This window comes from Agromyces sp. P2_B3, assembly GCF_056404815.1.
The window spans coordinates 1-19,127 of the sequence record NZ_JBFUDH010000004.1; the positions used below are offsets into that span (position 1 = coordinate 1).

The following is a 19,127-nucleotide window of genomic DNA, read 5'->3' on the forward strand; positions in this document are numbered from 1 at the left end:
GCCCACCGCCGACGGGGGGCGTCGGCGGTGGGCTCGGCGGCTGGGGGGTGGCGTCGGGGCTCGTCACCGGGGACTCACCGGCATCCGCTTCGTCGACGGAGCCTGCCGGCCCGCCGGACGGCGCGTCGTCGCCCTCGGCGATCTCGTAGCGCTCTGCGCCGCTGGTCGCCGGGGCCGGGTATCGCGCGTCGTAGAAGACGGGCGCTCCCGTGGTGGCTGCGGCCGCGCCGACGAAGATCGCCGCGACGAGGGCGACGGCCACGCCGCCGCCGAGCAGCAGGATCTTGGTGCGCATGTCGCCTCCCCCGTCGTCGACCGGCGCGCCGTTCGGCGGCACGTGCGTCCGGACATGCTAGCCGCGATCGTTGCCCCCCGAAAGGGGCACAATGGGGGACCGCCCCGGGCACGCGCTCGCCCGCCGCCCACTCGCCCGCGTGTCAGGGGGTCGGCGTCGCGGCATCCGTCGCCGGCTCGTCGCCCGCGGGCGGGGCCGATGTCACCTCGACGACCGTGTCGGCGGTCGGATGCTGCGCCCGGCTGAGCAGCACGAACGGCGCGGCCACCGCCGTGATGAGGCCGCTCCAGAGCATCGACCCCGCGTAGCCGGAGAGGTCGGCCGAGCGACCGAGGATCGGCTGGAACACCGCGCCGCCGGCGCTGCCGAGCAGCGAGTCGAACGACAGCACGGTCGCGCGCTGCTTCGACGGGATCATGTCGTTGAGGTACGCGCGATGCACCGGATCGTCGACCGACGAGGCGATGCCCCATACCGCCAGGAGCACGAGGGCGACCCAGAAGTTGCTCGTGAACGAGAGCGCGACGAGCACGACGGCGCTCGAGATGGTGGCGAGGAGGATCGCGGAGGTGCGCTTGTGGAACAGCCGCCGTACGAACGGCGCCAGCACGCCGCCGACGATGCTCGCGCCCGAGAGGATCGCCGCCGCCAGGCCCGCGATGGAGTAGGCGCCCTCGTCGCCCCACAGTTCGAGCAGGTAGGGCTGCAGGGCGTAGAACACGTAGATGCCGACGCCCGCCGTGAACGGGGTCGCGAGCATGAGCCAGCGCACGGGCGGGTTGCCCAGGCCGTACTTCACCGAGGCGCGCAGCACCGTGCCGGTCGCCTTGATCGGCCCCTCGCCGCGCTCGGGCGTGAAGCCGAGGTCGCGCATCGTGAGCGCCGCCACGACGAACATCACGGCGAGCACGGCCCCGCGGATGAGGAACGGCACGCCGAGGTTCGTCAGCTGCGCGATCACGCCGCCGAGCACGGACCCCGCGAGCATGGCCGCACCGCCGACGATCATGGCGCGACCGAAGACGGTCTCGAGGCTGCCGTGGTACTCGGTGGCGCGCAGCGCGTCGACGAGCCAGGCGTCGACCGCTCCAGAGAAGAACGTGAACCCGAGCCCCAGCAGGATCGAGACCACCGCCCACGCCCAGAACGGCGACTCCCACACCCAGAGCAGCCAGTAGAGCACGGTGGTCACGGCGAGGGTCACGGTGCCGAGCAGGTAGGAGGCGCGACGTCCGAGCGTGTCGGCCACGACGCCCGTCGGGATCTCGAAGAGGAACATGCCGGCGCTGAAGAACGCGTTCGCGGCGAAGGCCTCGAGGTTCGTGAGCCCCGCGTCGAGCAGGAACAGCGTGTTGATGCCCCAGATGAACGACGCCGCAAGGGTGTTCCCGAGCGTGAGCGTGTAGTAGACCGCCTGCACGCTTCGCGGCGTCGGCGTGCGGGCCGGCCGGATCGCCGTGGTCACGAGTCGCTCCGTTGAAGCTTCACCCGATCATCTTGCTCCGGTGTCGGGCGCGTGCCAAGAGGCAGGGCGCGCGCGCGGCGAGCCGCCGTGGCGCGGCGCGTTGACCCGACCGGATGCCGCCGATAGCCTCCGCACATGGTGCGCTTCCTCATTCGTGCCGCGGTCTTCCTCGGCACCGCGACCCTCGGGCTCTTCCTCGCGTCGCTGCTCATCCCCGGATTCCACGTGCACCTGGCCGGATTCCTCGTGGCGATCATCGTGTTCGCGCTCGTCCAGTGGCTCATCGAGTGGCTGGTCGCGAAGATCTTCCACCGGTCGGCGCCGACGGTCGCGGGCATCGCCGGCCTGCTGTCGACGTTCATCGCGCTCTGGATCGCCACCCTGATCACCGACGGCCTCAGCTTCGACGGGGTCGGCGCATGGATCCTCGCCGCCGTGGTCGTCTGGCTCACGACCGCGGTGCTCGGCTGGCTCGCGGCGAAGTTCCTGCTCCACGACCAGGCCGCAGCGCGCCAGCGCTGAGCGTAGGCTTGCCCGACGGGGCAGTCGCGGCGAGACTTGACCATCTCCGGATGCTCCGGGGAGCCGACGAGGATCGAGGCGCCGTTGCCCACCATCACCAGTTCCGACGGAGTCTCGCTCAACTACGTCGAGACTGGCGATCCGGCCGCGAGGCCCGTGGTGCTCATCGCCGGGTTCAAGGCGTCCGCGACGAGCTGGCACTATCAGCTCAAGCCCCTCGCCCGGGCGGGCCATCGCGTGATCGCGTTCGACCGGCGCGGCCACGGCCGGTCGGGCATCGGGGCGGGCGACCACACCATGGACCGGCACGGCGCCGACATCCACGACCTGCTCACGGCGCTCGAGCTCGACGACGTCACCCTCGTCGGCCAGTCGATGGGCGGCAACGCGATCTGGGCGCTCGTGCAACAGTTCGGCGCGACCGGCATCCGGGACATCGTCATCGTCGACCAGACGCCGAAGATGCTCAACGCCGCCGACTGGGCATACGGCTTCTACGACTACCACCAGGAGAACGCCGACACGTTCTTCGCCACCGGCATCCCCGACCCCGGCCGCCATCCGGCGAAGTCCAAGGGGCTGGTGCGCATCGCCCGCGTGCTGAAGGCGATGGAGCTCCCCAAGGGCGGCAGGCCCACGTTCACCGCGGCCGAGCTCGAGCTGCTGCACGACCACGCCACCCGCGACTGGCGCGAGGTGATCGCCCGCCTCGACCGCCCCGCGTTCTTCATCGCGGGCGCCGAGAGCGAGTTCTGGCCGGCCGAGCATGCCGCGGCATCCGCTGCCCTGAACCCGGCGGCCACCTCGACCGTCATCGAGCGCGACGGCCACGCCGCCAACATCGAGCAGCCGCAGAAGTTCAACGACGCGCTGCTCGGGTATCTGGCGCGCTGACCGCTCACTGCCGCTGACGGACCCATTCCCGCGCGTCGCGGTGCGCGTGGTGCACGGCCTCGCCGATCCACTCCGAGCTCGTGTACACGCGATCGGCGCCGATCCGCTCGAGCAGGCCGCCCGCGGCGAGCAGCTCGCGCACGCGATCGCCGGTGACCACGAGCCATAGCGACGAGTCGTGCGCCTCGAGATCGTCGAGGTAGCGCTCGAGCACCGCCACCGACGACAGGCCCAGCTCGTCGATGCCACGGAGGCGCAGGATGACCGCCGAGCCCCGCGAGTCGTCGGCGACCGCCGGCAGTTGCGCCTCGAACACCGGCGCGCTCGCGTAGAACAGGTTGCCGTAGGGCTGCAGCACCACGACATCGTGCGGGGGAACGGTGGCGACGGGGTCGATCTCGCGCATCCGGCCGTCGTCGTGGAACTCGAGCTGGCGCACGCGCAGGCGATTCGACTGCTGCGCGACGAACAGGATGATGCCGAGGCCGACGCCGACGAGTACCGCGAACTGCAGCGGGATGAGCAGGGTCAGCACGAACGTGACCGCCATGACGGCCGCCTGCAGCGCACCGGTCTTCATCACCGAGACGATGCGCGCCGGCTTGATCGCGCCGGCGCCGACGACCATCAGCAGGCCCGCGAGGGCTGGCATTGCGACGAGCGCGACGACGCCCGACGCGACGAGGATGACGAGCGTCATCACGATCGCCGCGATGAAGAGCGCCAGGCGGGTGCGCGCGCCGGCCGCTCGCACGAGTGACGATGCCGACATCGAGCCGCCGACGGGCATGCCCCGGAACACGCCGGCGACGATGCTGCCGAGCCCCTGAGCGACGAAGTTGCGTGAGGCGTCCGCCGGCTTGCCGTCGGCGTTCGGAACGGCTCCGGCGACGGCCGCGCCCTGCACCAGCCCCACGAACGCGAGCGACAGGGCCGGCAGGGTCAGGTAGGCCAGGTCGCCGAAGGTGGGCAGGACCGGGGCCGGAAGCCCGGTGGGCACATCGGCGACGTCGCCCACCGTCAGCACGTCCCAGCCGAACACGAAGGTGAACAGGGCGGCGAGCGCCGACCCTAGGACGATCGCCACGACGAGACCGAGCGAGCGGAGCCGCGTCCGCGTCAGCACCACGATGAGGGCGATCGTCACGAGCCCGACGGTGAGCGTGGGCAGGTCGATCAGCCAGAAGTGGGTCACGGTGTCGAAGGCCCGCAACACGCGGTTCGCGCCGAGCCCGGTGTACCCCGTGAGGTTCGTCAGCTGCCCGAGGATGATGTTGACGCCGACGGCGGTCACGAAGCCCACCATCACCGCGGTCGGCACGAAGCGCAGCATCCGCCCGCCCTTGAGCACGCCGGCGATGATCATGAAGACGCCCGTGAGCATGGCGAGCGTGAAGAGGCCGCGATCCGGGTCGGGCAGCGCGCCGAGGTCGGTGTCCGAGACGATGAGGGCCATCGCCCCCGTGGCCTGCACGGCCATGAACGTGCTGCTCGTGAGCACGGCGGCGCCGGCCATGCCGAACAGGAACGCGTAGATGCCGGCGACCGGGTTGACGCCCGCGAGCAGTCCGATGGCCAGCCCGTCGGGCACGCTCTCGATGCCGAGGATGGTGCCGGCGAGCGCGTCCTTGCCGAGCGTCTCGCGGCGGAACACCGAGCGCACGCGGCGCCACCACGCGGCGAAGGCGGGCACGCGGGGCGGCGCGTTCGTCATGGACCCGACCCTAGCCCCGCCGCTCCCGCCGCGACAGGTGCGCGACGCCGCTACGCCGGGAACGCCTTGCCGGGGTTCAGCGTGCCGAGGGGATCGAGCGCCTGCTTGATCGCCGCGTGGAGTGCGATCACCCGCGGGCCGAGCTCCTCCGCGGCGCCCGGGAGCTTCAGCAGGCCCACGCCGTGCTCGCCGGTCACCGTGCCGCCGAGCTCGCGGCAGTCGTCGACGATGCGGTCGAAGGCGAGCTTCGCCCTGGCCTTCGCGGCCTCGTCGCCGTCGGGCGCGATGATCAGCGGATGCAGGTTGCCGTCGCCCGCGTGCGCGATGTTCGCGATCACCACGTCGTGCGCCTCCGCGGTCGCCTGGATCCGCGACAGCATCTCGGGGACCGCGCCGCGCGGCACGCAGATGTCCTCGGTGAGCACCGGCCCCAGCCGCTCGAGCGCCGGGTAGGCGAGGCGGCGGGCGAGGAACAGGCGGTCGATCTCTTCGGCGTCGGTCGCCCGCTCGACGCCGACGGCACCGGCATCCGTCATGATGCGAGCCACGGATGCCGCGAGCTCCTCGCCCGCCGCACCGACCTCGTCGACCTTGGCGAGCAGCATGGTGTCGACGCCGTGCGGGAGGCCCAGCGACTGCCACGCGTCGACGGCCTCGACGCACGTGCGGTCGATGAGCTCGAGCGCCGCGGGGACGATGCCCGCCGCGGTGATCTCGGCCACGGCGACACCCGCCTCGCGGAGGGAGCCGAACGAGCCGACGACGGCTCGCTCCTCGCGGCCGCCGAGCGGCAGCAGCTGGAGCGTGACCTGCGTGACGATGCCGAGGGTGCCCTCGGAGCCGACCATCAGCGCGGTGAGGTCGTAGCCCGTGACCCCCTTCGCGGTGCGCCGGCCGAGGTCGACCACGTCGCCGTCGGCGAGCACGACTCGCAGGCCCAGCACGTAGTCGCGGGTCACCCCGTACTTCACGCAGCAGATGCCGCCGGCGTTCGTCGCGACGTTGCCGCCGATCGTCGAGATGCGGTAGCTGGCGGGGTCGGGCGGGTACCAGAGCCCGTGCGCCGCCACCGCCTCGCGCAGCGTGTCGTTGATCACGCCCGCCTCGGCGACCACGTAGCGCTCGGCGACATTCACCTCGACGATGCGCGTCATCCGCTCGAGCGAGAGCACGATGCTCTGCGCCATGGCGTTCGCGCCGCCCGAGAGGCCCGTGCCCGCACCACGCGGCACGATGTGCACACCGAATGCCGCGGCGAGGCTCACCACGGCCGACACGTCGTCCTCGTGCTCGGCGAGCACCACGGCGAGGGGCCGCTCGTACGGCGCCCACTCGGCGTCGTCGTGCGCGTAGGCGTCGAGGGACGCGGCATCCGTCAGCACCTGGTCGGCGCGGAGCATCCGGTGCAGCTCGGCGACGACCGTCTCACTGGCCTGCATGCGCGCTAGCTCGGTGCCAGCGGATGCAGCAGCGAACGCCAGTCGTCGGGAACCCGGTCGCGGGGCGCCGGAGCACCCTGCGCCGTCGGCCGGCTGTCGGGCGCGGCGAGCTTCGGGCCATCGACGGAACGGGCGGCGGCGTAGTCCCAGAACCAGTCCTCGCCCGGCTCGAACGACTGGGCGATCGGATGTCCCTCCTCGCGCGCGTGCCGGGAGGCGTGCTGCTCGGGCGAGCTGTCGCAGCATCCGACGTGCCCGCACTGCGCGCAGCGCCGCAGGTGCAACCACCAGCCGCCCGCCGCGACGCACTCGGCGCAGCCCTCGCCGGAGGGCGGAACATCGGGATCGATCGCCGGGGTCTCGTCGGTCATGCGAGCGAGCCTAACCCGGGCGTCGCGCGCCGCGCGCGCCCGTCAGAACTTCCTGGCGAACGGCAGCGGCTTCCGCATGCGCACGAGCAGGAGGATCGGGATGAGCACGTAGGGCAGGTTGAAGGCGAGGAACTTCGCGGGGTTGGGCGTGATCCACTCGGGCTCGCCGAAGAACTCGACGCCGAAGACGATGATGCCCGTGATCGACGCGATCATCGTGGCGTAGATCACGCTGGGCAGCTGGATCCAGTTCCAGCCCTTCACGATCGAGATGACGAGCAGCACGTAGAAGACCGGGTAGACGAAGGCCGAGAGTCCCGTGACGAAGCGCATCCACACCGGCGGCTGCATGAACAGCGGGTCGGTGTCGTGCGCGTACCACCAGTTCGCGTTCACGAGGAAGTTCGGCGACGGCTCCGAGAAGTCGATGCCCAGCGTCGGCACCATGTCGCTGATCATGCTCGTCACCGCGAACAGCGAGAACACGACGAGGAAGAACCAGTCGAACGGGCGCTCGCGCAGCGGCAGGTTGGGCGGGCGGCAGGGGTCGGCGGATGCCGCGGCGACGGGAGCGCCTGCGCGGGGCGCCTCGACGTCGGGGCTGGTCGGGGCGGTCATGGGGCACGAGCGTAGCGGCGCCGCTGCATCGTCGTCGAGACGGTCTTCGTTCACCGGTCCTGCTCGTCGCTGTCGATTCCGGCCGGTCGACCGCGTCGGTATGGTGACGGCGCGAATCGCGCGCCGGAGCGAGAGGATGACGACATGTCCCAGTACCTGATCCTGATCTTCCAGGACGAGGCGGCCGCGCAGCCGTCCGGCGACTCCGTGAGCGCCAACTACCGCGCCTTCATGGAGAAGCACGCAGGGGCGCTCCGCGGCGGGGTCGCCCTCGAGAACCCGGCGACGGCGACGTCCATCCGGCGCGACGAGTCGGGCGAGTCGATCGTGACCGACGGCCCGTTCGCCGAGTCGAAGGAGGCGCTCGGCGGCACGTTCCTCATCGAGGCGGCCGACCTCGACGAGGCGCTCGCCATCGCCAAGGAGGTTCCCGCGGGCATCGGCGTCGAGGTGCGGCCCGTGCGGGTCGTCAGCTGATGCGGGGGGCCGCCGGCGCCGACGTCGCACTCGCGCTGGAGCAGGCGCACCGCGAGTGGGGCTTCGTGCTGGCGGCCACCATCCGCGTCGCGGGCGACATCGACTCCGCGGAGGAGGCCGTGCAGGACGCCTACGCCAGCGCGCTGGTGACCTGGCCCGCCCGCGGCATCCCGGCCAATCCGGCCGCGTGGCTCACCGTGACGGCCCGGCGCCGCGCCCTCGACGTGCACCGCCGCGAGGCGACCGCCCGACGGGCGCTGCCCAAGCTGGTCGACCCCGAGCCCGAGCCGATCGACGAGCAGGTCGAGGCGATGGACGGCATCCCCGACGAGCGGCTGCGGCTCATCTTCACGTGCTGCCACCCGGCGCTCGCGCCCGAGGCCCAGGTCGCGCTGACCCTCCGCCTCGTCTGCGGCCTCTCGACCCCCGAGATCGCACGGGCGTTCCTCGTGCAGGAGGCGACGATGGCCGCTCGCATCACGCGGGCGAAGCGCAAGATCCAGGTGGCCAACATCCCGTACCGCGTGCCCGAGGGCGACGAGCTGCCCGCAAGGCTCGAGCAGGTGCTCGACGTCGTGCACCTCGTCTTCACGACAGGGCATTCCGCGCCGTCGGGTGCGCAGCTCACGCGGGTCGACCTCGCGGAGCGCGGTGTCGAGCTCGCCCGCATGCTGCGTGCCCTGCTGCCGTCAGATCCGAATGTCGCGGGGCTGCTCGCACTCGTGCTCCTCACCGACGCGCGGCGGGCCGCCCGCGTCGACCCCGCCGGCCAGCTCGTGCTGCTCGAGGACCAGGACCGCGCCACCTGGGATCGCGCAGCAATCGCCGAGGGAGCCTCGCTCGTCGCGGAGGCGCTGAGTGCGGTGCGACCCGGCCGACCGCCCGGGCGGTACGCGGTGATGGCCGCGATCGCCGCCGTGCACGACGAGAGCCCCACGTGGGCCGACACCGACTGGGATGCGATCCTCGCCCTCTACGACGTGCTCCGCGTCACGTGGCCGACGCCCGTGGTCGAGCTGAACCGGGCGATCGCGCTCGGCTTCGCCGACGGGCCCGCGGCCGGCCTCGCCGAGCTCGACGAACTCGCCGCGGATCCGCGGCTCGCGAGGTATCCCTACCTCGCCGCGGCCCGAGCCGACTGCCTGCGGCGGCTCGGTCGCACCGCGGAGGCGCGGATCGCCTACGACGAGGCGCTCATCCTCACCGACAACGAGGTGGAGCGCGACTTCCTCGCCGGGCGCATCCGGTCACTCGACGCGGGCTGAGCCGCCAGGTCGCTCAGCGGCGCGTGTCGACGGCCTTCCTGCCGTCCTCCTCGAGCGCGTCCGGCGGTGCCGCCACGCGGAGTTCGACGCCCGACTCGGCGAGCCGTTCGAGCTCCTGACGGTCGGCACGGGCGTCGGTCACGAGCGTGTCGATGCGGTCGGTCGGCACCGTCTGCACCATCGAGTCGACGCCGATCTTCGTGTGGTCGGCGAGAACCATCACCCGCTTGGCCGACTCCACGGCCGCCCGGTCGACGCTCGCGACGTGCATGTTCGGGGTGCTGAGGCCGTTCGCCGCAGTCAGGCCGTTCCCCGACAGGAAGAGCTTGTGGAACCGCAGCCGCGACACGGCCTTCTCGGCCTCACCGCCGATGACGCCGCGGATGCTCCCCCGGAGGATGCCGCCGATGAGCAGCACCTCCACGTCGGGTGCGTCGAACAGCGCATTCGCGACGAGCACCGAGGTGGTCGCCACCATGAGACGCCGCCGCGTGAGTCGCTGTGCGAGTGCCTGGGTGGTCGTGCCGGCGCACAGCATGATCACGTCGCCGTCGTCGATGAGCTCCGCCGCGAGCTCCGCCATCGCGAGCTTCTCGTCGGCGGCGACGACCGCCTTCTCGCGATAGCTGGGTTCGTCCATGCTCGAGCGGCCGACGGATGCCCCGCCTCGATGCCGCACGACGAGGCCGGCCTCCTCCAGCGCCTTCAGGTCGCGGCGGATCGTGATCTCCGACGAACGGACCATCCGGGAGAGATCGGCGACCGAGGAGGACCCGTGCACCGACAGTGCGGAGAGGATGACCTGTCGCCGTTCCTCGGTGAACATCTGACCTCCCCCTCAAGGCGCGATCGCGAGCAGCACGACCGTCGACCAGCCTAGGCAGGATCGATCCGGTGGGCACCGGCGCCGCGGCATCCGGTGCCCACCCCCTGGTCACCCCGCGTTGCAGGTGACCTTGGCGTCGGCCCAGTCGGCGTGGTCGTAGTTCTTGCCGTTCGTCGCCTCGTCGGCGACGAGCCGAAGCCGCTTCACGCCGGTGACGTCGACGTGCAGCGGGAAGGCCTGGTCGTCGTTGGTCAGCACCGTCGTCTCGGCGAGCAGCACGTCGTCGCCGTAGACGCGGAACCGGACCGAGCCGATGCCGCTCTCACCGGGCGTCTCGAGCACCTCGTCGTCGATGCCGACGATCGCGTCGAACGTCGAGCAGGTGGCGCCGAGCCAGGCCGTGACCGAGCCCGTCGCGTGCATGCCGACGCCCTTGCCGAAGACGACGTCGTCGATCTCGATCGGCCGGCCGTCGCCCGCAGCCGCCTGGCCGTTCGACTGGTCGCGCTCGACCGGACCGTAGCCGTTGGACTGCTCGAGCCATTCGAGGTCGGACACGAAGTTCACCCCGTCGAGCGGCTCGGGCGTGACCCACAGCGTGGACTGCGTGGCCGCGGTGCGTTCCTCGTTGCGGTCGACGCGGTAGGACGCCTCGATGGGAATCTCGACGGTTCCGCTGACGCCGTCCTCGGGGACCGTGACAGTCCACGAGCCCCTGAGCACCTTTCCAGCTGCCAGCTTCTTCGCCGTGACGGCTCCGCCCTCGACCGTCCACCCTTCGGGCACGACCGGGGTCACGGCGACCTTCGTGGCATCCGCCTCGACGGAGAACGACGCCGTCAGTTCCACCGCGGTTCCCGGTGCGACCTCCGCCGACGACGGCTCGACCGCCAGGTCGACCGCAGCCCAGGGCTCCGCCGGGTCCAGGCAGCTGTCGCGGTGCGGCTTCGCGAGGCAGACCACTGCCGCGAATCCGCCGTTGTCCGCGGTCGGGATCGACAAGGTCTGGTCCTTCGTCGTGCGCGTCGTCGTGAGCACCGTCGCGGATCCGTTCGCACCGTCGTCCGTCAGCAGGTCGACGATGAGATGCTTGCCGCCGAACTGCTCGAGCGGCAGTTGCAGCGGCTCGCCCGATCCCGCGCGCATGCCGCCGACGTACCAGCGGTCGCCGGCTCGCCGGGCGAGCACCACGTCGGCTGCCGGTGTCCCGCTGACCAGCTGGGTCTCGTCCCAGGTCGTGGGGAGGTTCTGCAGGAACCGCTCAGCATTCGGCTCGGCCGCGTACGCCTCGGGCTTGTCGGAGAGGTGCTGCCAGCCCGACTCGTAGACGATGCTCATCGCCACCTCGTGGGCCTTCGAGGAGTTGCCGTTGCCGCGGGAGAACGTGACCGGCGTCCAGTCCATGGAGCCCACGACGTTGCGGGTGAACGGCACCATGAGGCTCCGGGCGGGGCTGATGCCGTTCTCGGCGCCGCGGACGGCCTCGTAGCTCATGATGTTCGGCCAGGTGCGCTGCAAGCCGGTAGGCAGTGACGCCCCGTGGAAGTTGATCATGAGGTGGTTCGCAGCAGTGTCGGCCGCGATCTGGTCGTACCACTGGTGGATCGCCTGGCTGTCGGTGTCCATGAAGTCGACCTTGATGCCCTTGACGCCCCACGACGCGATGCGCGGCAGCCACTCGTCGCGCTGCTCCTGCGTGCGCAGATCGCGGCTGTGGAACCAGATGATGACGTCGATGCCCTTCGTCTCGGCGTACCGCACGGTGCGCGGCACCCAGCTCGCGTCCCAGCCCTCGTCGAGCAGCACGTACTCCCAGCCGTTGCGGGCCGAGAGGTCGACGAAGTCCCGCTGACGCGCCTCGTCCTTCGGGCTGTTCCAGTCGGTCAGCCAGCTCCAGCTCGACACGCCGGGCTTGATCCACGAGGTGTCCTCGCCCTCGAGCGCGTTCGGCGTCGCGAGGTCGTCGACGAGGGTCGATTCGACCACCGTGTCGAGGCCACCGACGATCGCGACGCGCCATGGGGTCGAGAGGTCGCCGGTCGAGGTGACCGGTGCGCCCTCGAAGAGGTCGACGCCGTAGCGCAGCGTGCCCGGCGTGTGCGCGAGGTGGGAGCCCGAGTAGTCGCCGTGCACATCGGACTCGGTGAGCAGGACGTAGTCGTCACCCTGCTGGAACAACGCGGGGTAGCCCACGCTCCCGGTCCCGTTCGACGCGCTGGCGGTCGTCTGCATCCACTCGGCTTCGTAGTTGGGGGTGTAGGAGCGCTGCATCCAGGCTGAGCCGTCGGCCCGCATCTCCCAGGCACCCGACTCGTCGTCGACGCGATGCTCGCCGTCGCCTGCGATCAGGTACCGATAGGCGGCGCCGTCGTCGGAGAGCCGCACGGCGATCGCGAACCGTTCGCCGTCGGCGTTCTCGAACTCGAACACCGACTCCTGGAACGAGTACGAGCGCTGCTCCTCCTTGCCGGTGAACATCTCGTAGTCGTCCTCGACGACGTGGTCGTCGCGTCCGACGAAGACGAGACCGTCGCGGAAGTCGCCGTCGCTTCCGGTGAGTCCGAGCCGGCTGGCCCGCACCACGGTCGCGCCGTCGTGGGTCACGTCGAGGGCGACCTGCCCTGCCGAGTCGAGCGTGAGGACGCCGTCGAGCGTCGAGGCGTCGGAGCCGTCGATCGCCCATTGCTCGACGACCACCGGCTCCTCCGGCACCTCGTCGTCGCAGCTGAGCTTCGCGTCCGCCCAGTCGGCGTGGTCGAAGTTCTTGCCGTTGGTCGATTCGTTCGCCACCAGGCGCAGCACGTCGACATCCGTCACGTCGGCGGTCAGCGCGACCGCCTCATCGTTGCCGGTGATCACGCCAGTCTCGGCGAGGAGCGTGCCGTCGCCGAACAGCTGGAACTGCACGGTGCCGATGCCCGACGTCACCTCGTCGTCGAGCCCCACCATCGCGCTGAAGGCCGTGCAGTTCGCACCGAGCTCCACCGACAGCGCCCCGGTGGCGTGCATGCCGACCCCCTTGTCGTACACGACGCCGCCGATGGTGATCGGCTTGCCGTCGCCCGACGCCGACTCGCCGTTGGACGTGTCGCGCTCGACCGGACCCCACCCGTTCGACTCGTTGAGCCAGGGCAGATCCGAGATGAACACGTCGCCGACGGGAACGTCGGCGCTCGCGGGCAGTGCTCCGGAGACGGCTGCGAGCCCGCCTCCCAACAGGCTTCCGGTGACGACGAGCGCGGTGGTGGCGGCTCGACGGCGATGGGTGTGACGGGGCACGAGGTCTCCTTCGACGTTCGCGATGGCCCTCGTCCGAGGGTCTCGACGTCAGGCTAGGAACCCGTGATCGAAACGGTCAACGACCTGTTCGGTATCGATCGCTCGTGGCCTTCAACCGGTCAGTAACGATCACCTCGACGCGGGCTGAACTCCGTCGCGCGACGGATCCGTGCGCCCACTGCGGGTCGCTAGCGTGGAGGGATGTCCGTGCCAGCAGCGCCACCCGTGCTCGACGGCGTCGAGTGGGTACGACCGCGACCGCTCCGGGCGGCGTACCGATACGACCTCATCCTCGCACTCGTGATGGCCGCCGGCACCGCCGCGAGCGTGGTGCTCTACCGCATCACCGGATGGGGCGAGGATGCCCCGTGGTGGGGCTCGGTGCTGTGGGTCGCCGCGATGAACCTGCCGCTCGCCGCGCGGCGGCGCTGGCCCGAGATCGTCGGGCTCGTGGCATCCGTCGCCTTCGTCATCGGTGCCGTCACCGAGGTCGGTGAGGTGCTCTTCTCGAACATCGCGCTGTTCATCGCCATCTACACGGTCGGTGCGTGGGGCCGCAGCCGGCTGCGCGCCAACGTGGTGCGCGGCGTCATCGTCGTGGGCATGTTCGTGTGGCTGTTCTGGGGCCTCATCGTCGGCTCGCTCACGCCCGACCAGCTGCCCGAGATGTCGCGCGAGGGCGTGATCTCGCCGTACCTCGCCTACGGGCTCATCAACGTGCTCACCAACCTGCTCTACTTCGGCGGCGCCTGGTACTTCGGCGACTCCGCGTACCGCTCGGCGCGGTCGCGAGCCGAGCTCGAGCAGCGCACCGCCGAGCTCGCCGCCGAGCGCGAGCGCACCCGATCGCAGGCCGTCGCCATCGAGCGCCTCCGCATCGCCCGCGAGCTGCACGACGTCGTCGCGCACCACGTCTCGGTCATCGGCGTGCAGGCCGGCGCGGCACGACGCGTGCTCGCGAAGGATCCGGATGCCGCGGCGGCGGCGCTCTCGGCCATCGAGTCGAGCGCCCGCGACGCCGTCGAGGAGCTGCACGGGCTGCTCGGCACGCTGCGCAGCGACACCGGGCCGGTCGTCGCGCCGGCCGCATCGGCTCCGGCTGCATCGGCGCCTGCCGCCGAGCCCGCCGCGACGAGCACGAGCACGCGCGGCATCGACCGGCTCGACGAGCTCGTGGCCGAGTCGGTGGCCGCCGGCGTGCCCACCGAGCTCGCCATCGTCGGCGAGGCGCGCCCGGTGTCGGCGGTGATCGGCGTCAGCGCGTACCGGATCGTGCAGGAGGCGCTCACGAACGTGCGGAAGCACGCGGGCGCGGCGACGACGGCCGAGGTGCGGGTGCGGTGGTCGGATGCCGCGGTCGAGGTCGAGGTGACGAACACCGGTGTCCGTGGCGGTGTTGGCACTGGCGGCGTCGGCGGTCGCGACCGCGCGGGCGACGGCGGGGACGGGAGCCCGGCAGTCGGCGCGGGACTCGGCCAGGTCGGCATGCGCGAACGCGTCGCCGCGGTCGGCGGCACCCTCGAGCTCGGCCCGCGCGCCCGCGGCGGCTACCTCGTGCGAGCCTCGTTCCCGCTGCGGCGCGAAGAGGTGCGATCGTGATCCGCGTGCTCGTCGTCGACGACCAGGCCCTCGTCCGCGGCGGCTTCCGCACGATCCTCGACTCGGAGGACGGCATCGAGGTCGTCGGCGAGGCGGCAGACGGGGCCGAGGCGGTGGCGGCCGTCGCCCGGTTGTCGCCCGACGTCGTGTGCATGGACGTGCAGATGCCCGGCATGGACGGGCTCGAGGCCACCCGGCGCATCACGGCGGATGCGGCATCCGCTGCGGCCGTGCTCGTGCTCACCACGTTCAACCGCGAGGACTACCTGTTCGCGGCGCTCGAGGCCGGTGCCAGCGGGTTCCTGCTCAAGAACTCCAGCCCCGAGCAGCTCATCGAGGCGGTGCAGGTCGTGGCGCGCGGCGACGCGCTGTTGTCGCCGGATGTCACGCGGCGCGTGATCGAGGCGGTGGCGGCATCCGGCGGCCGAGGGCTCGAAGCGGCTCGTTCGCCGGCGCTGTCATCGACCGCGCCGACCGTGCGGCCGACCCCTCCCGCGACGGAGACGGCCCGCTCGGCACCGCCCGCGCTCGCGACGCTCACCGAGCGCGAGCGGGAGGTTCTCGAGCTGCTCGCCCTCGGCATCTCGAACGCCGAGATCGCGCAGCGCATGTGGGTCGGCGAGGCGACGGTGAAGACGCACGTCTCGAAGGTGCTCATGAAGCTCGGCCTGCGCGACCGCGTGCACGCCGTCGTCTTCGCCTACGAGCACGGGGTCGTGCGCCCGGCGTCCTGACGCTGCGCATCCTGACGCGTGCTGAACGAGTGGGCGCGAGCGCCGGCTTGCTCGGGGTCATACCGCGCGTTCGCGTCCTCTCGATGGGATGTGATCCAGTCCGAGCGGATCAGTCGAGGTCGCGCAGCTGGGCGGTGCGCTCGCTCGGGGTGTCGCCCGTGTTGACGGTGCCCTGCGGCTCGATGAGGATCGCCGACACCTCGCCGTCGGCGCGCGGGCAGTGCTCGACGCCGCGCGGCACCACGTAGACGTCGCCCGGGCCGAGCGCGACGTCACCGTCGCGCAGCTGGATGACGAGGTCGCCCGAGATCACCATGAACAGCTCGTCGGTCTCGGGGTGGCTGTGCCACGTGAACTCGCCGAGGAGCTTCACCACCTTCACGTCGTAGTCGTTCACGCTCACGAGCCTCCGAGGCTGCCACGGCTCGGAGAACGAGTCGAGGGCGGCCTGCACGTTGCGTACCTGATGTGTCATATCCCCGATCCTCCCCGATCCGGGCTCGGGCACGCCGCCGAAATGGAGGAATCCCCGGGCTCAGCACGCGTGTCCATGCGTCGCCGAACCGCGAGTCGGGCGAAACTTCCTACACTTCGGCGCGGGTGAGCGCGTGACGCGCGAAGAACCTGTTGACGCGGCATCCGCTGCGACATATGGTTAAGCACTTCATTAATTAAGGAGTTGCTTACATGGTCGGTGCGACGGACGAGCTGAGCCTCGTGTTCCAGGCCCTCGCCGATCCGACGCGGCGCGCGATCATCTCGCGCCTCCGCGGCGGGCCGACGACGGTCGGGGAGCTGGCTGCGCCGTTCGCGATGAGCGGCCCCGCGATCTCGCAGCATCTCAAGGTGCTCGAGCGCGCCGGCCTCATCGAACGCACCGCCGACGCGCAGTGGCGCCGCTGCACGCTCCGCACCGAGCCCCTCGACGAGGCATCCGCCTGGGTCGACCGGCACCGTGACGCGTGGAACGAGCGCTTCGACCTGCTCGACGAGCGACTCCGCGAGCTGAAAGGACCGACGGATGCCTGAGCAGACCGCCACCAGCACGAAGCAGTTCACCATCACCCGCGTCTTCGACGCCCCCCGCGAGACCATCTGGCGCATGTGGACCGACCCCGACGAGGCCGCCACGTGGTGGCACCCGCGCGGGCTCACCACCCCGCGCGAGTCGGTCGAGCTCGACCCGCGGCCGGGCGGACGCTACGCCTACACGATGGTCGCGCCCGACGGGAGCGAGTATCCGACGGGCGGCACCTACCGCGAGATCACGCCGCCCTCGCGGCTCGTGTTCACGTGGGCCGACCCCGACGATCCCGACGACATCGCGCCGCTCATCACGATCGACCTCGCCGAACACGGCGAGCGCGGAGAGCAGACGCTCATGACGTTCCACGTGCGGGGCATCGACGCGGCACCGGGCGACGAGAACGTCTACGACGGATGGGAGTCCGCGTTCGACCTGCTCGACGAGCACCTCGCCGTCGCGCGCAAGGGCGACGCGACGGGCGGGGTGCCGACGGGCGGGGCCGACTGATGGGCCGGCTCACCGTCGAGCAGATCGTGAGCGTCGATGGGTACGGGGCGGACGCCGACGGCGGCCTCGGCTTCATCCAGACCGCCCGCGGCGGCAACCCGAACGACGCCGACCAGCTCGCATTCCTCGACGGCATCGACGCCATCCTGCTCGGCGCGAACACCTACCGGATGTTCGCCGAGTACTGGCCCGTCGCCGACCCGGAGGTGGAGGTGGTCGCCGAGCCGATCAACCGCCTGCCGAAGTTCGTCGTGTCGAACACGCTCGAGTCCGCACCGTGGGGCGAGGGGTCGATCGAGATCCTCCGAGGCGACGCCGCCGAAGCGACGGCCGGGCTCAAGGAGCAATACAGCGGGATCGTCGTCTGGGGCAGCTTCATGCTCGCGGACGCGCTCTTCGCCGCCGGCCTCGTCGACGACCTGCGCCTGCGCGTCGTGCCGGTGCTGATCGGCGAAGGACGGTCGATCACCCCGGCCGGCCTCGGGGAGCGCCGGCTCGAGCTCGACCACGTGGCCACGCACCCGAGCGGCCACCTCGGCCTCTCCTACCGCGTGCGCTGAGCCGCTTCGCCGGCGTCGGACGCAGCCGCCTCGCCGGCGTCGGACGCGTCCGCCTCGCCGGCGTCGGGGGCAGCCTCGCCGGCGTCGGAAGCAGCCTCGGTCTGCTCCGACGCCGGCGCCCGCTGGTACTCGACCGACAGGAGACGATACGACCGCGTCGTGAAGGCGAGCAGTGCGAGCACCACCATCACGAGCCCCGAGAACAGGAAGACGAGCGCGATGCCGCGGGCGTCACCGTCGCCGAGCAGCCAGCCCCACGTCTCCTGGCCGCTGCCCGACTCCATGTAGGGGATGATCCAGAACTGCGCGATCGGCGCGATGAGGAACGCCGTGACGGGAGCCGCCGCCGACTCGATCGCGGCCGCGAGGCCGAAGACCCGGCCCTGACGTTGGAACGGCACCACCTTCTGGATCACCGTCTGCTCGGACGCCTCCACCACCGGGATGAGGCACATGTAGGCCCAGATGCCGAGGCCGTAGAGCACCCACGACTCGCGGATCGTGAACAGCGAGCCGAGCACGCCCATGCCGATCACGACCAGCAGCATCGTCCGGATCGGGTTCTTGCCGAGGCCGAACTTCGCGACCACGAGCCCGCCGATGATGAAGCCGGTGGCGGTGACCCCGAGCACGATGCCCCACACCTCGACCGAGAAGATCGTGAGGCCGTACGGGTCCATCAACGCCATGTAGACGCCGCCGATGAGGTTGTTCAGCGTCGAGAAGAGGATGAGCGCGAACAGCCCGGGCGCCCGGCGCACCGCCGCGACGCTGCCCTTGAAGTCGATCGTCGATGCCCGCTCGCCCTCGGCCGGCACCGGCTGCTGCTCGGGCACGCGCAGGAAGAGCAGGTGCACGAGGGCCACGAGGGTGAGCGCGATCGCGATCACCAGGGTCCACCCCATGCCGAGGAGCCCGATCGCGAGGCCGCTGAACACGCTCGTGACGATGAAGGCGAGGCCCTGCACGGTGCCGACCAGGCCGTTCGCGTTGGCGTGGCGCTCCTCGGGCACGAGCAGCGTGACCGTCGTCGACAGCGCGATGTTGCGCATGTGCTCGACCACCGAGCCGAAGAGGATGATGCCCGCGAACGCCCAGAACCACGGCCCGCCGAGGTCGAGGAGTGCGGACTCGGGCTGCAGCAGGTAGAGCACCCCCGCGATCACGAACGCCCCGAGGGTGAGCAGGCTCGAGAAGACCATCACCCGGATCTTGCGGTGGCGGTCGACGATCGAGCCGAAGAGCATCGCGAAGAACGCGATGAGCAGCATGTAGGCGCCGCCGATGATGCCCGTAGCGAGCACCGACTTCGTCTCGAGGTACACCCAGAACGTCAGCGCGAACCAGAGGAAGCTCGTCGTGATGTTCGCGATCGCGGTGTTGACGAGCACCTGCACGAACGTGCGCATGCCGCCGGGCGGCGGCGAGACGTGGCCGGCCACCGTGCTGCTCTGCGTGTGTTCCTCGGACACGGTTGCGAGGATAACGAGCCCCTCCGACATCCGGAACCCCTCCGCCGCACGACGGAGTCGTCG

Annotated in this window: 18 protein-coding genes and 1 pseudogene; 9 read left to right on the top strand and 10 right to left on the bottom strand. The window is 71.1% G+C overall.

Going from position 1 to position 19,127, the window contains the following annotated elements:
* Positions 1-295, bottom strand: a pseudogene (locus AC1DZA_RS08115) (hypothetical protein); the annotation flags it as partial.
* Between the two features lie 142 nt (positions 296-437).
* Positions 438-1,760 (bottom strand): MFS transporter, encoded by a 1,323-nt coding sequence (locus AC1DZA_RS08120; protein WP_476772362.1) that lies wholly within the window; start codon positions 1,758-1,760, stop codon positions 438-440.
* 135 nt (positions 1,761-1,895) lie between these two features.
* On the opposite strand from AC1DZA_RS08120, the gene AC1DZA_RS08125 reads away from it, so the two are divergent.
* Positions 1,896-2,282, top strand: coding sequence for a phage holin family protein (locus tag AC1DZA_RS08125; RefSeq protein ID WP_476772363.1), 387 nt, complete (start codon positions 1,896-1,898; stop codon positions 2,280-2,282).
* Positions 2,283-2,366: 84 nt separating this feature from the next.
* Positions 2,367-3,176 carry an alpha/beta fold hydrolase gene (locus tag AC1DZA_RS08130; protein ID WP_476772364.1) on the top strand — a complete coding sequence of 270 codons (810 nt, stop codon included), beginning with the start codon at positions 2,367-2,369 and terminating at the stop codon, positions 3,174-3,176.
* Positions 3,177-3,180: 4 nt separating this feature from the next.
* Here the strand turns inward: AC1DZA_RS08130 and AC1DZA_RS08135 are convergent, their stop codons facing one another.
* The 4 genes from AC1DZA_RS08135 to AC1DZA_RS08150 are packed head-to-tail and all read right to left on the bottom strand — an operon-like array spanning position 3,181 to position 7,318.
* Positions 3,181-4,890 carry a SulP family inorganic anion transporter gene (locus tag AC1DZA_RS08135; RefSeq protein WP_476772365.1) on the bottom strand — a complete coding sequence of 570 codons (1,710 nt, stop codon included), beginning with the start codon at positions 4,888-4,890 and terminating at the stop codon, positions 3,181-3,183.
* Between the two features lie 50 nt (positions 4,891-4,940).
* Positions 4,941-6,329, bottom strand: a complete 1,389-nt coding sequence (locus tag AC1DZA_RS08140) for an FAD-binding oxidoreductase (protein ID WP_476772366.1) — start codon at positions 6,327-6,329, stop codon at positions 4,941-4,943.
* Between the two features lie 5 nt (positions 6,330-6,334).
* On the bottom strand, positions 6,335-6,700 hold the full coding sequence (locus tag AC1DZA_RS08145; RefSeq protein ID WP_476772367.1) for a UBP-type zinc finger domain-containing protein: 366 nt from the start codon (positions 6,698-6,700) through the stop codon (positions 6,335-6,337).
* A 42-nt stretch (positions 6,701-6,742) separates the two neighbouring features.
* A complete protein-coding gene (locus AC1DZA_RS08150; RefSeq protein ID WP_476772368.1) occupies positions 6,743-7,318 on the bottom strand; it encodes an EXPERA domain-containing protein in 576 nt (191 codons plus the stop codon).
* Between the two features lie 144 nt (positions 7,319-7,462).
* On the opposite strand from AC1DZA_RS08150, the gene AC1DZA_RS08155 reads away from it, so the two are divergent.
* Positions 7,463-7,795, top strand: coding sequence for a YciI family protein (locus AC1DZA_RS08155; RefSeq protein ID WP_476772369.1), 333 nt, complete (start codon positions 7,463-7,465; stop codon positions 7,793-7,795).
* Positions 7,795-9,060: an RNA polymerase sigma factor gene (locus AC1DZA_RS08160; protein ID WP_476772370.1), complete on the top strand. Its 1,266-nt coding sequence runs from the start codon at positions 7,795-7,797 to the stop codon at positions 9,058-9,060. Before AC1DZA_RS08155 ends, AC1DZA_RS08160 begins: the two co-directional genes overlap by 1 nt.
* Before the next feature lie 13 nt (positions 9,061-9,073).
* On the opposite strand, the gene AC1DZA_RS08165 is transcribed toward AC1DZA_RS08160, so the two are convergent.
* Positions 9,074-9,886: a DeoR/GlpR family DNA-binding transcription regulator gene (locus AC1DZA_RS08165; RefSeq protein WP_476772371.1), complete on the bottom strand. Its 813-nt coding sequence runs from the start codon at positions 9,884-9,886 to the stop codon at positions 9,074-9,076.
* 108 nt (positions 9,887-9,994) lie between these two features.
* Positions 9,995-13,165: an NPCBM/NEW2 domain-containing protein gene (locus tag AC1DZA_RS08170; RefSeq protein WP_476772372.1), complete on the bottom strand. Its 3,171-nt coding sequence runs from the start codon at positions 13,163-13,165 to the stop codon at positions 9,995-9,997.
* Positions 13,166-13,366: 201 nt separating this feature from the next.
* On the opposite strand from AC1DZA_RS08170, the gene AC1DZA_RS08175 reads away from it, so the two are divergent.
* Both AC1DZA_RS08175 and AC1DZA_RS08180 read left to right on the top strand, forming a co-directional pair.
* The gene (locus AC1DZA_RS08175) at positions 13,367-14,764 is read left to right on the top strand and encodes a sensor histidine kinase (protein ID WP_476772373.1); all 1,398 of its coding nucleotides are present in this window, start codon (positions 13,367-13,369) and stop codon (positions 14,762-14,764) included.
* Entirely contained in the window at positions 14,761-15,498 is a 738-nt protein-coding gene (locus AC1DZA_RS08180; RefSeq protein WP_476772374.1) for a response regulator, read from the top strand. Before AC1DZA_RS08175 ends, AC1DZA_RS08180 begins: the two co-directional genes overlap by 4 nt.
* Before the next feature lie 109 nt (positions 15,499-15,607).
* Here AC1DZA_RS08180 and AC1DZA_RS08185 read toward each other — a convergent pair whose 3' ends face one another.
* Entirely contained in the window at positions 15,608-15,973 is a 366-nt protein-coding gene (locus tag AC1DZA_RS08185; protein WP_476772375.1) for a cupin domain-containing protein, read from the bottom strand.
* Positions 15,974-16,185: 212 nt separating this feature from the next.
* Here AC1DZA_RS08185 and AC1DZA_RS08190 point away from each other — a divergent pair, with 212 nt between their 5' ends.
* From AC1DZA_RS08190 to AC1DZA_RS08200, 3 genes are read left to right on the top strand one after another with little or no spacing between them, the layout of a single operon-like run.
* Positions 16,186-16,527, top strand: coding sequence for an ArsR/SmtB family transcription factor (locus tag AC1DZA_RS08190; protein WP_476762003.1), 342 nt, complete (start codon positions 16,186-16,188; stop codon positions 16,525-16,527).
* Positions 16,520-17,032: an SRPBCC family protein gene (locus tag AC1DZA_RS08195; protein ID WP_476772376.1), complete on the top strand. Its 513-nt coding sequence runs from the start codon at positions 16,520-16,522 to the stop codon at positions 17,030-17,032. The genes AC1DZA_RS08190 and AC1DZA_RS08195 overlap by 8 nt, the downstream gene beginning before the upstream one ends.
* Positions 17,032-17,592, top strand: coding sequence for a dihydrofolate reductase family protein (locus AC1DZA_RS08200; RefSeq protein WP_476772377.1), 561 nt, complete (start codon positions 17,032-17,034; stop codon positions 17,590-17,592). Before AC1DZA_RS08195 ends, AC1DZA_RS08200 begins: the two co-directional genes overlap by 1 nt.
* On the opposite strand, the gene AC1DZA_RS08205 is transcribed toward AC1DZA_RS08200, so the two are convergent.
* Positions 17,577-19,001 carry an MFS transporter gene (locus AC1DZA_RS08205; protein WP_476772569.1) on the bottom strand — a complete coding sequence of 475 codons (1,425 nt, stop codon included), beginning with the start codon at positions 18,999-19,001 and terminating at the stop codon, positions 17,577-17,579. The two genes, AC1DZA_RS08200 and AC1DZA_RS08205, sit on opposite strands and share 16 nt — an antisense overlap.
* Positions 19,002-19,127 lie beyond the last annotated feature (126 nt).